The sequence below is a fragment of the Pseudomonas sp. BN415 genome (genome assembly GCF_029871195.1).
Classification (GTDB): domain Bacteria; phylum Pseudomonadota; class Gammaproteobacteria; order Pseudomonadales; family Pseudomonadaceae; genus Metapseudomonas; species Metapseudomonas resinovorans.
Window position 1 is genome coordinate 122,967 of sequence record NZ_SSOK01000071.1, and the last position, 9,436, is coordinate 132,402.

Below are 9,436 nucleotides of genomic sequence, written 5' to 3' on the forward strand. Positions count from 1 at the left end.
CCGTTGGTGTTGAACGTGTCTGCCCCTGAGCGCGCGACGGTGACGTTCACACCCAGATTCATGAGGGTGATTTCGGTGCCGACGTCGGCGCTTGCCGAGGCCAGGCAGGTGATCGTTTGCCCAGCGGTGCTGCCGTAGAAATAGACCATGGCGTTGGCGTGGGCCGTCGTCAGGGTCGTGCTCACGTTGAACGATGTAACCGACCCATGATTGCGCCCGTTTTTACGCACGAAGTCGGTGGTGGCGATCTTGGTGCTCTTGTCGTTCAGGGCGGGGGTTGGCGCAGTCGGCGTCCCGGTAAGGGCAGGGCTTGCCAGGTTGGCCTTGAGTGCCGGGTTGAAGTTGCGGCTGGTGAACAACTCATCCCAGCCCGACCAGGCCGCGTCATGCTTGGCCCGCACGAAGGTCCGCGCCTGGTTGCCGCCGACGCTGTAGGCCTGGGAGGCGATTTGGGTGATGCGCCCGGCCTGTCCGAAGGTAATGACGTTGTAGTGCACCGCGGTTGCACCAGCCACGCTAGTTACGGGCCAGTTCAACGCTGCCGCCTCGCTCTCGGTGCCGTTGACGGTACACATCGAGCCGATCGCCGCGTCGTCCAGATTCAGGGTGTTGGCGTACGCCCTTGCCCCGCCGACACCGAAGAGGGCCATCACCTGCCGAACCCAACTGCTGTTGACCACCTGGGTGGTGCTGTCAGAGAGGACCTGAGTAGGTACCGCTGGCGTGCCGGTGAACACTGGCGAAGCCAGCGGGGCCTTGGCCGCCAGCGCATTGGTCATAGTGGTGGCGAAGTTGGCGTCGTTGCCCAGGGCGGTCGCCAGTTCCTTGAGGGTGTTCAGCGCAGCCGGCGAGGAATCGACCAGGGCGGCAATTGCTGCCTGGACAAAGGCCGTGGTGGCCAACTGGGCGGTATTCGTGCCCACCGGGGCAGTCGGTGCGGCAGGAGTCCCCGTGAAGGTGGGGCTCTCGCCGAAGGCCAGCGAGTACCAGTCGCCCAGTTTCGAGGCGTTGATATGGCGAACGAAGATCGCGGGCGAGTCGGCAATGGCCGAGCCCGAGACCGTCATGGCGATCTGGCGGACGATTCCGCCGCCATAGCGGATGACAAGCACCGTCCCGTTCCAGTTGGCTGTCGTGAACGGCGGCGGCACGGTACCGGTATCGATGCCCTGCTGGAAGCGGTAGAAGCCCGAAACCATCTCGGTGTTGTCGAGATCGCCGATGTTGGGTGGGGTTGCACCGCCCAAGCCAAACAATCGAATGACCGCCTGCACAAATGCCGTGGTGGCGATCTGCGTGGTGCTGGTGGTGCTCGCCGCAGTCGGAGCGGCCGGTGTCCCGCTGAACGTGGGTGAGGCCAGCGGAGCCTTGCCGGCCAGAGCGTTGGTCATCGTGGTGGCGAAGCTTGGGTCGTTCCCCAGGGCGGCAGCCAGTTCATTGAGAGTGTCCAGCGCCCCTGGCGAGGACGCCACCAAAGCCGCGATCGCTGCCTGAACGAAGGCGGTAGTGGCCAACTGGGTGGTGTTGTTGCCGGCCGCCGCTGTCGGCGCCGTGGGCGTCCCGGTAAAGGCCGGAGTGGCCAGTGGCGCGGCGGCCAGGGCGGCTCGAGCACTGGCCTGGTCTGCGGCGGGCAGGAGGTTCGAGCGGATAAAGGCAGACAACGGCGCCATCGCGAATTGGTCAGGTCCGGTGGCATAGATGATCTGGTTTGCCGCAGCCGCGAGCCCGGCCAGCGCTGACAGCGTGGCGTCCAGTGGCTGCTTGTCCAGGCCGAGTTGTTCCAGTTGCGCCTTGAGCCACCCGGTGCGATTGGCGAGTTGCTTGGCCTGTCGGTTGGAGATGCCATCAGAACCGCCGACCACCGGGTCGGTGAGCTCGATCTGATAGACGCCAGGCTCCCAGCTGGGAGATTCAGTCAAGTTGGTCATTATGCGACCCCGTGCGTGTAGGTGTTGTCGTGTCGGATAGCCCCGTTGTAGGCGTTCAGGGCCTGCTTGAAGTTGAGCTCGAGGAGATGGCAGCGGGCTGGCGCCACGGCGGCGAGAATGCGGCGCACGTCCGCGGCCATCTGCTGAGAAATCGGGCGGTTGATGAACACGCTGTACTTGGCCCAGTGCTCGGACTGGCCGTAAAAGGCGGCGCCGTTGTGCTGTTTCGTCCCGTTGTAGAGACCGCCGGCAGCACCCTCCACTAGGGTGAAACCGACATCGCCGAATAGCGCTTCCAGCGCTCGACGAACAGCGCCACGCGTACCTTTGCGACGATGCACGCTGATGCTTTCGGCGATCACCCGACGCTTCACGTCTTCACCCCAAGCCGGGTTCCACTCATCAACGGACAGCTCCCAGGCCAGGAACGGCAACAGCGGGGCGGGGCAGGTGGCCGGATTGCGAATATGGCGGGTGTCCACCGGGAGGCTGCTGAGGTGCTCCTGGGCAGCGGCAATGGCGCGCTCGAGGGCGGTGGCATTGGGTGGCAGCAGGTCAGACATCGTTGCCTCCCGCGATCACGGTGACTGACGTGCAGTAGGCGGCGTGGGTGTCGGCGACAACCAGGTCGGCGGCCGGGGCCGTCAGGGTGACGTTCTGCACGCCGGGCTGGTGGAGCGCAGCAAACAGGCCGGAGCGGGTGATGTTGTGTCCCAGGCGGTGGTGCTCTTCCACATAGCGCCGCACGGCCGCTTCAGCGGCATCGCGTACGAGGGCCATATCCGGGCCGCTGTAGAAGGTCAGGGTGGCGCTGACGGCGTAGTTGGTGATCTGCGCCGCGACGACTTCGACGGTGTCGCAGAGCGGGCGCACGTCTTCATCGTTAAGCGCGGCGACAACGGTGGCAATCAAGCCACCGGAAGGTGTGCCGTTTCCCTCGGTACCGAGCACGATGACGCGAACGAGGCCCGGTGCCGGCGTCGGGAGGGGCACCGCCACATCCTTCACCAGGGGCGAGGCTGACAGGGTGTGGAAGATGTAGCTGCCGGTGGGGCCGGCGGTGCTGACGCCTTCCAGGGCGAGCTGGATGCGTTGGCGGAAGCGATCGTCGGACTCATACACGGCAGCTACTGGCGGGATGGCGCTGGGGTTGCCGGGCGTGACAACCAGGCGCGGTACCTCGAACAGGGCGCCCAAGTGGTCCAGGTCCGGGCCGGCAGCGAAGGCCAGCAGCACAGCGCGGCAGCTGTCGTTGATGCGCTGGCGGAGGATGACTTCGCGGTAGGCGCTTTCCTGGGCGATCTTGTTCAGCGGGTCCGACTCCAGCTCCATGCGCGCGGCGATTTCGGCCTGCTCATCGGCTGGCCAGAGGCTGACCAGGTAGGCCTTGCGCTCAGTAAGGATTTGCTCGAAATCGACGGTTTCGATGACGCCAGGCGCCGGCAGGCGCGACAGGTCGATAGGGCTGGACAGGGTCGTCATGCCGAAGCTCCGAAACGAAGGGGAACCTGCAGGTTGAGCTGCTCGTTGGTGTCGACGCGGGTGCCCTCCAGGGCCAGGGTGACGCTGCCGGGGTTGTTACCCCGGAAGAACTGCACGCGGGTGAGGCGCACGCGCGGCTCCCAGCGCATGAGGGCGATGGCGGTGGCGGCGTAGAGGCGCACGACGGTGTCACCGTTGGTGGGCTGGTCGATCAGGTCCGGGACCTGGCTGCCGTACTCCCGGCGCATGACACGCGAGCCGATCGGGGTGGTGAGGATGTCCGCTACGGACTGCCGGATGTGCTCGAGCAGGCCAATGCCGAGGCCGGTTTCGCGGTTCATACCGGCTCTCCCGTCTGCCCACCGCCGGGCTGGATGCCGGGGTGGCGGTGGTGAATGAGGCTGATGCCGCCGGCTACCACGTCCTCGGTCACCGTCACTTGTCCGGTGATGGCCACGTCGCCCTGAATCTGTACGCCGCCGGGCGCGATGAGGTTCGCGGTACCGCCGTCCGGCAGGGTGGCGCTAAGGGTGTGGCTGGCGTGGTCGTAGTCGATCACGGCGCCGTCCGGGTAGGTGCGACGGCATAGTGTGTCGCTGTTGGACGGGGCCGGATTGGCATCGGAGTAGATGCCGACCAGGACGAAGCCGAGGGCCGGGTTGCCGCTTGGGCTGAACACCGTGCATTGCTCGCCTTCGGTGGGCGGGTCCCAGTCCTTGGTTGCTCCCGCGCGGCTGACGAACCAGGGCAGCCAGCCGGTGAGCAGGCCGCCGGTTTTTACCCGGCAACGGGCGCGGTCCAGATCCACCTGGGCAATGGTGCCGGAGCGGATCAGGTTTTCGAGGCGGCGGGTGAGGTCGGCGATAGTCATAGCGCCGATGCTGAAGCGCGCGCGCGCGTGGCGCACTGCGCGGGTCCTGTAGAAAGGGTTGCTACAGGACGCCGTCAGCCGGCGAGGTGGTCGAGGAGGTGGTCGCGGATCAGCTCGAGGTCGTCGTCGCTGAAGCCGAGCAGTTCGCGGGCGTCGTACTGGACGTCGGGGGTGTCGCGGCCGGGGCGATCGCGCAGGCCGTACTGGTGAATGCGGGCCAGGCGGGCGGCGCGGCCGAGGAAACCGATGGCAATACCGTCGGGATCGTTCTGCAGCTTGAGGTGTTTGGCCTGGCGCAGCTTGGCGAACATCTGCCGCCTGATCCGGCCTTCCTTGTCGCGCAGCTTGCGGGGCTTTCGTGGGGCAAAGGCGGAACCGTCCGGGTTGCGCTGGGCGGCGATGCGCTGCTGCTGACTGCGGCGGAGCTCGCGGGAGATTTCCCCGGTGAGCTTGCGTCGTTCGGCGGCGGAGAGCTTGGCCAGCAGCGCGCCTGCCCAATCCTCCAGCGCCTGTAGTTCGTCAGCCACGGCGCACCGGGTGCGGCATGGCGATGTCCACGCCTTCCTGGTCAACGCTTTCCCATTCGGCCAGCACTTGGTCGTCCGCCATGAGCTTCCAGGTGCCGGCGGGGAGGAACGGCTCGAGCTGGGGCTCGTCCGGGTGGGTGACGAGCAGGGTGCCGTTGTCCTGCCGCTTGACGATGACCGCCTCGGTGATGGGCAACTTGATGGACAGGTCCACCTTGTTGCTGTCGAGGATGTCCGCTTCGAAGGTGATGGCGCCCTTTCGGTCGGGGTTGTCCACCAGGTCGCGCTGGTGGGTCATGACCCAGGCCAGCAGTGGGATGGCCACGGCGTCCGGGTGGCCCGGGAACTCCAGCAGGATCACGTTGAGGGTGTAGCCGTACTCGAAGGACAGGGAGTTGGTCCCCGTCCGGCGCATGGTGCCCGCGTCCAGAAACACCTTCAGACAGTCGGGGTGGTGCCGCAGCTCGCGCACGGACGCCATCAGGTGGTTCTTCAGGGACTCGGCCTTGTTCACGGGTGGAACTCCCAGTGGTTCTCGCCGCCGGCTGCGATGTAGGCGCCTTTGAGGTTTTCGACGACCTCCGGCAGGCCTTCACGCAGCGCCTGGACGTGGAGGTTGGCGGGCATGGGCAGCACCAAGGCCGCGAGCAGGTTGTCGAGCCGGTCGATTTCTTCAGCGATGGCGTCCATGGGGTCGGTCATTGTTTCAGGTCCTTCTGGTTGTGCTCGTAGATGGTGTCGACCTTGGCCGCGCACTCGGCCCAGGCGCCGAGCAGATAGTCGCTGTCGTCGCTGAGGGCGCCGTTACTGGCCGGCGCCGCCGGTTCCAGTTGGCAGCGGGTGACGATCGGACAGCCAGCGACGGTAGCCGTCGGCTCCGGTGATGGCGGGGCGTTGGTGCAGCCGGCGAGCAGCAGCAGGCAAAGGCTGGTCAGCCCAGCCCTGATGGATCGGGTCTTCACGGCGTTGCTCCTTCTTTTTGAGCCTGTCCTCGGCCTGGGCGAGGCGCAGGCCGTCCAGAGTTTCCTGCAGGCTCTGCTGGCCCAGGCGCTGGGTATGCAGCTCACCGCCGAGGCGGATGATGGTGGCGGACTGGCGGGTGCTTCGTTCCTGGACCACCTGCAGGCGTTGCTCTGCCAGGGCGGTGCGGCCTTGCTCGGCCTGGCTACGCTGGTACTGACCCCACAGGAGCAGGGCCAGGGCGCCCAGCAGGGTTAGACCGTAGACGGCCTGGCGCAGGGAGCTCATGCGCGGTACCAGCCGGCGGCGTTCATGTCGGCGGTGCTGAGGCGCTTGAGGTCGCCGCTGATCACCACGCACTTCACGCCCGGCTTGGCCATGTGCAGGGCCTCGGCGAGGTCGCGCGCGTCCTGGTGGTCGGTACCGGCCGGAACGATGAACACGTCGCCGTCCTGGGGGCTGAGCTTGCGGAGCTGGTCGATGTCGATCATGCGGCCTCCTGGGCGCAACCGCAGGCGGCATGCCGCTCATAGGCACGCTCGAGCTTGGTGTCGTAGAGGTTCCGGGCGTAGGCCGGGCCGTTGTAGAGCTTGGCGAACTGGGCCCACTTCTTGCCCTTCAAGGCCTTGAGTAGGGCCGGGTCGGCCTCGATGAAGCGGATGAAGGCCTCGAAGTGTTCGCCTTCGTCCTTGGCCATACGGGTGGTGAAGTCCTCGAGGCTGGCGTAGCCCAGCCGTTCCCAGTGGTAGCCCATCACCTGGAAGGCACCCCAGCTTGCCGACTCTGGCGCGCAGAGGGCGTCCAGCAGGCGGGCCTGTGCCAGGCGCTGATGCTCGGCAGTGCCGCCGGCATAACCGCCCGGGCGTGGGTTCACCAGGTTGGGATATACGCGGGCGAGTTCGTCGGCGTGGGCCTTGAGCGCGATGACGTCGTCGCCTTCGTTACGCGGCAGGGCCAGGCGCTCATGCATGACGTGGCGCTCGAAGAGAATCTTGGGTTTGCCGTTGGCGAGGAAGCCTTCGCCCTGGCTTTCCACCTCGTTGACGGCATAGGCGATGGCCAGCTCTACGCCCAGGCGCTTGGCGGCTTTCACCAGGGCGGTGTTGGTGAGCAGGCGCGAGCAGTCGGCGCCGGCCAGGGCCTGCATGGTTTTGGGCCCGGCGATGCCATCAGCGACCAGGCCCACCTTGAGCTGATAGGCACGGACGGCAGCCTCGGTGGCGTCGCCGAAGTGGCCATCCGCGAACAGGCTGGCGCCGGCCTGATTGAGTTGCTTCTGCAGTTGCAGGACGGCCTGGCTGCGGTCGCCGTGGCGAAGAGTCTGATTCATAGCTGATCTACCTTGCGGTCGAAGGTGCGGCGGGCTTTGGCGCGGACCCACTCGATACCGAGCAGGGCGATCACGCCTCCGAGGAACGGGGCCGCCGTTGCGGGGATGCCGATTAGCGGCAAACCGTAGGTGCCGGCGGTGGTCACCAGGCCGCAAAGCGGAGCCTCCAGACCCAGCTGTCGCAGGGTGCCGCCGCCGTACATGATCCGTAGTACGGCAATGGCGGCCGACAGGAGGCCGGCGTACAGCGCGGGCCAGTTGTGTTCGAGCCAGGCCGAGAGCCAGACCCAGCTTTCCGGTCTATCAGGCATGCGATCCATTCCTTGGGTCCTGTTGAAGGGAGTGGGCGAGCTGGACGAACGGCAGGCGGTTGATGCGGTGCACCACCTCACCGAGCAGCACGGGGCTGAACCGTTGACCGATGCCGTGGAAGCCCAGGGCGGCGGCGCAAAACTCGCTGCAGAACATGCGGAGTTCGCTATGCAGGCCGCTGGAGAGCAGTTGACTGAGGAAGATCCCGGCCCAGTCGTAGCCCTTTCCCTGGTGGTTTTCGAATACGTCCTCGATGACCCTGGGGTTGGCCCAGGGCACCGGGATCAGCTCCCAGTTTTCGGGCTTCTGCTTGATGCGCTTGGCGCGCACACCACCATCCATGGCACTGGCAGAGAGCCAGCGGCCATCCGGCATGACGATTTCGCAGTGGCTGTAGATGGAGCCCGTCCAGAGCCGGATCAGACGGTTGAACAGTTGGCCCCTGCCCTTGTACAGGGCGAGGAAGATGGGGCCGCGGCTGCCCTGATCAGGTGCGGCTGGCGGGGCAGCGGCCTGGAGGTCCTCGGAGGTGGGCAGGTCTTGCTTCAGTCCCATAGGTTCACCACTTGGCGCTGTTCGGCTTGGGGGGCGGCATCTGGCAGCACGATGGTGGTGCCGTGGGGAATCACGGCGCCCAGTTCGGCCAGGCCGGGGTTGGCTTCGAGGACGGCCTCAGTCACGCCAGCAGTGCGCCCGTAGTGCCGCCAGCAGATGGCGTCGACGGTGTCGCCCTGGGTGGCGATGGTGGTGGCCATCACAGCAGCTCCACGGTCGTGCGGCTGACGGCTAGCAGGTCGCGGATGGCAAAGCGGGCATCGCGGCGCAGGTCGTCGACGGTGGGGGCGAGCTGCTCGGCATGCATGGCGCCGTGGCGGGAGGTGTCGGTGTTGGGGAAGCGTTCGGCTACCTCGGCACCCGCGCTGCAGTAGATGGCCCGGCGATAGATGATGACGAGCTCGCTCTCGCCGTTGATCTCGTCGGCCGGGACGTCAGCCAGCTTGGTTTGGCCTTCGGCTTGCCGGGCCAGCTTGTAGGAGCGGAGCTCACGATTGACGTTGACCATGGCGGCGACGACGGCCTCGGTGAGGCGTTCGGGGGTGATGCCGGGCTCCAGACGCATGGCGGCGCGGACGGCCTCGCCCTCGATGTCGGGCCAGAATCCATCGTTGGTCAGGGTGACGGGCACAACAGTGCCGCTCGCGACGAATCCGCTCATGGTCGGGCCTTGTATAAGTCGGCGGTGGTCGGGGCTTCACAGCCAGGGAAAGGAGGAACCCTGCTGATCCGCCCCGAGCCGCCGGGGTTGCGGGGGACCGCTCGGTTAGCTGGCGGGGCCAGCGTGTTTCTTGAGGAGGCGCTCGGCGCGCTCCAGGTCTTTCTTGCCGCCGCAGCTGGGGTGCAGGGTGATCGCCTGCTTGAGTAGGTCGATCCCGGCTTGCAGCTGTCCCGGTTGGCCGGGAATCTCGTCGGTGATGCCGTGCAGGGTGGCTTTGCCCAGGGCGAGCATGAGCTTGGCGCGGGCCTCGTCCGGCATGTCCTGCTCGTCGGTGAGCAGCGCGGCGCGGGTGAGGATCTCGACCGGGAAGGTGCCACCGGCTTTCTGGGCCTTGAGCGCGGCTTCCGCCACGTCCTCTGCTACCAGACAGCCCGTGGTGCGCTTGAACCGGTCGTTCATCTTCAGACCGTGCTGAAGGACGTACTCCGCGATGTCCAGGCCGCCAGTGAAGTCACCGGCATCGAAGCGCCAGACCATCACGGTGGTGAGCACGTCGTCCTGGGCGCCCTTGCCCGCCTCGATCACGCCAGCCACATAGGGGACGTACTCCGGCAGCAGCTTTTCCTTGAGCACGGCCTTGCCCTGGGTGGACTGCACCTGTTTCAGGCGCAGTCCGTCCTGGTGGAGCTTGGCGAGCATCAGCTCGTAGCTGGTGGCGCCTTCCATGGACTGTGCAGGGGCGGCTGCGGCCGCCTCCTGAGCTGCGCGCTTACGCAACTGGTTCTGTTGGGCAAGGGACAGGGCCATGGC

General features: G+C 66.5%; 16 protein-coding genes and 1 pseudogene. 1 reads left to right on the forward strand and 16 read right to left on the reverse strand.

The annotated features are described in order from the left end of the window. Window positions 1–755: 755 nt before the first annotated feature. The 9 genes and pseudogenes from E8F20_RS28425 to lysC form a co-directional block, all read right to left on the reverse strand. Window positions 756–1,589, reverse strand: a pseudogene (locus E8F20_RS28425) (hypothetical protein); the annotation flags it as partial. Between the two features lie 338 nt (window positions 1,590–1,927). Further along, window positions 1,928–2,491 (reverse strand): phage tail protein I, encoded by a 564-nt coding sequence (locus E8F20_RS27825; protein WP_280286636.1) that lies wholly within the window; start codon window positions 2,489–2,491, stop codon window positions 1,928–1,930. Continuing rightward, window positions 2,484–3,410, reverse strand: a complete 927-nt coding sequence (locus E8F20_RS27830; RefSeq protein ID WP_280286637.1) for a baseplate J/gp47 family protein — start codon at window positions 3,408–3,410, stop codon at window positions 2,484–2,486. The genes E8F20_RS27825 and E8F20_RS27830 overlap by 8 nt, the downstream gene beginning before the upstream one ends. Further along, the gene (locus tag E8F20_RS27835; RefSeq protein ID WP_280286638.1) at window positions 3,407–3,751 is read right to left on the reverse strand and encodes a GPW/gp25 family protein; all 345 of its coding nucleotides are present in this window, start codon (window positions 3,749–3,751) and stop codon (window positions 3,407–3,409) included. The genes E8F20_RS27830 and E8F20_RS27835 overlap by 4 nt, the downstream gene beginning before the upstream one ends. Then, the gene (locus tag E8F20_RS27840) at window positions 3,748–4,281 is read right to left on the reverse strand and encodes a phage baseplate assembly protein V (protein ID WP_280286681.1); all 534 of its coding nucleotides are present in this window, start codon (window positions 4,279–4,281) and stop codon (window positions 3,748–3,750) included. The genes E8F20_RS27835 and E8F20_RS27840 overlap by 4 nt, the downstream gene beginning before the upstream one ends. A gap of 74 nt (window positions 4,282–4,355) precedes the next feature. Continuing rightward, a complete protein-coding gene (locus E8F20_RS27845; RefSeq protein ID WP_280286639.1) occupies window positions 4,356–4,808 on the reverse strand; it encodes a phage virion morphogenesis protein in 453 nt (150 codons plus the stop codon). Continuing rightward, window positions 4,801–5,322, reverse strand: a complete 522-nt coding sequence (locus E8F20_RS27850) for a phage tail protein (RefSeq protein ID WP_280286640.1) — start codon at window positions 5,320–5,322, stop codon at window positions 4,801–4,803. The genes E8F20_RS27845 and E8F20_RS27850 overlap by 8 nt, the downstream gene beginning before the upstream one ends. Further along, the gene (locus tag E8F20_RS27855) at window positions 5,319–5,510 is read right to left on the reverse strand and encodes a hypothetical protein (protein ID WP_280286641.1); all 192 of its coding nucleotides are present in this window, start codon (window positions 5,508–5,510) and stop codon (window positions 5,319–5,321) included. The genes E8F20_RS27850 and E8F20_RS27855 overlap by 4 nt, the downstream gene beginning before the upstream one ends. Then, entirely contained in the window at window positions 5,507–5,770 is a 264-nt protein-coding gene (gene lysC / locus E8F20_RS27860; RefSeq protein WP_280286642.1) for an Rz1-like lysis system protein LysC, read from the reverse strand. The genes E8F20_RS27855 and lysC overlap by 4 nt, the downstream gene beginning before the upstream one ends. A gap of 4 nt (window positions 5,771–5,774) precedes the next feature. On the opposite strand from lysC, the gene E8F20_RS27865 reads away from it, so the two are divergent. Beyond that, on the forward strand, window positions 5,775–6,026 hold the full coding sequence (locus E8F20_RS27865; RefSeq protein ID WP_280286643.1) for a hypothetical protein: 252 nt from the start codon (window positions 5,775–5,777) through the stop codon (window positions 6,024–6,026). A gap of 26 nt (window positions 6,027–6,052) precedes the next feature. Here E8F20_RS27865 and E8F20_RS27870 read toward each other — a convergent pair whose 3' ends face one another. The 7 genes from E8F20_RS27870 to gpM all read right to left on the reverse strand — a co-directional run bounded on the left by E8F20_RS27870 (window position 6,053) and on the right by gpM (window position 9,433). Continuing rightward, window positions 6,053–6,259 (reverse strand): hypothetical protein, encoded by a 207-nt coding sequence (locus E8F20_RS27870; RefSeq protein ID WP_280286644.1) that lies wholly within the window; start codon window positions 6,257–6,259, stop codon window positions 6,053–6,055. Further along, the gene (locus E8F20_RS27875; protein WP_280286645.1) at window positions 6,256–7,098 is read right to left on the reverse strand and encodes an N-acetylmuramidase family protein; all 843 of its coding nucleotides are present in this window, start codon (window positions 7,096–7,098) and stop codon (window positions 6,256–6,258) included. Before E8F20_RS27875 ends, E8F20_RS27870 begins: the two co-directional genes overlap by 4 nt. After that, entirely contained in the window at window positions 7,095–7,418 is a 324-nt protein-coding gene (locus E8F20_RS27880) for a phage holin, lambda family (RefSeq protein WP_280286646.1), read from the reverse strand. Before E8F20_RS27880 ends, E8F20_RS27875 begins: the two co-directional genes overlap by 4 nt. Continuing rightward, entirely contained in the window at window positions 7,402–7,965 is a 564-nt protein-coding gene (locus tag E8F20_RS27885) for a hypothetical protein (protein WP_280286647.1), read from the reverse strand. Before E8F20_RS27885 ends, E8F20_RS27880 begins: the two co-directional genes overlap by 17 nt. Then, window positions 7,956–8,165, reverse strand: a complete 210-nt coding sequence (locus E8F20_RS27890) for a tail protein X (protein WP_280286648.1) — start codon at window positions 8,163–8,165, stop codon at window positions 7,956–7,958. Before E8F20_RS27890 ends, E8F20_RS27885 begins: the two co-directional genes overlap by 10 nt. Then, window positions 8,165–8,626 carry a head completion/stabilization protein gene (locus E8F20_RS27895; RefSeq protein WP_280286649.1) on the reverse strand — a complete coding sequence of 154 codons (462 nt, stop codon included), beginning with the start codon at window positions 8,624–8,626 and terminating at the stop codon, window positions 8,165–8,167. Before E8F20_RS27895 ends, E8F20_RS27890 begins: the two co-directional genes overlap by 1 nt. Window positions 8,627–8,731: 105 nt before the next feature. Continuing rightward, entirely contained in the window at window positions 8,732–9,433 is a 702-nt protein-coding gene (gene gpM, locus E8F20_RS27900; RefSeq protein ID WP_280286650.1) for a phage terminase small subunit, read from the reverse strand. Between the last annotated feature and the right edge of the window lie 3 nt (window positions 9,434–9,436).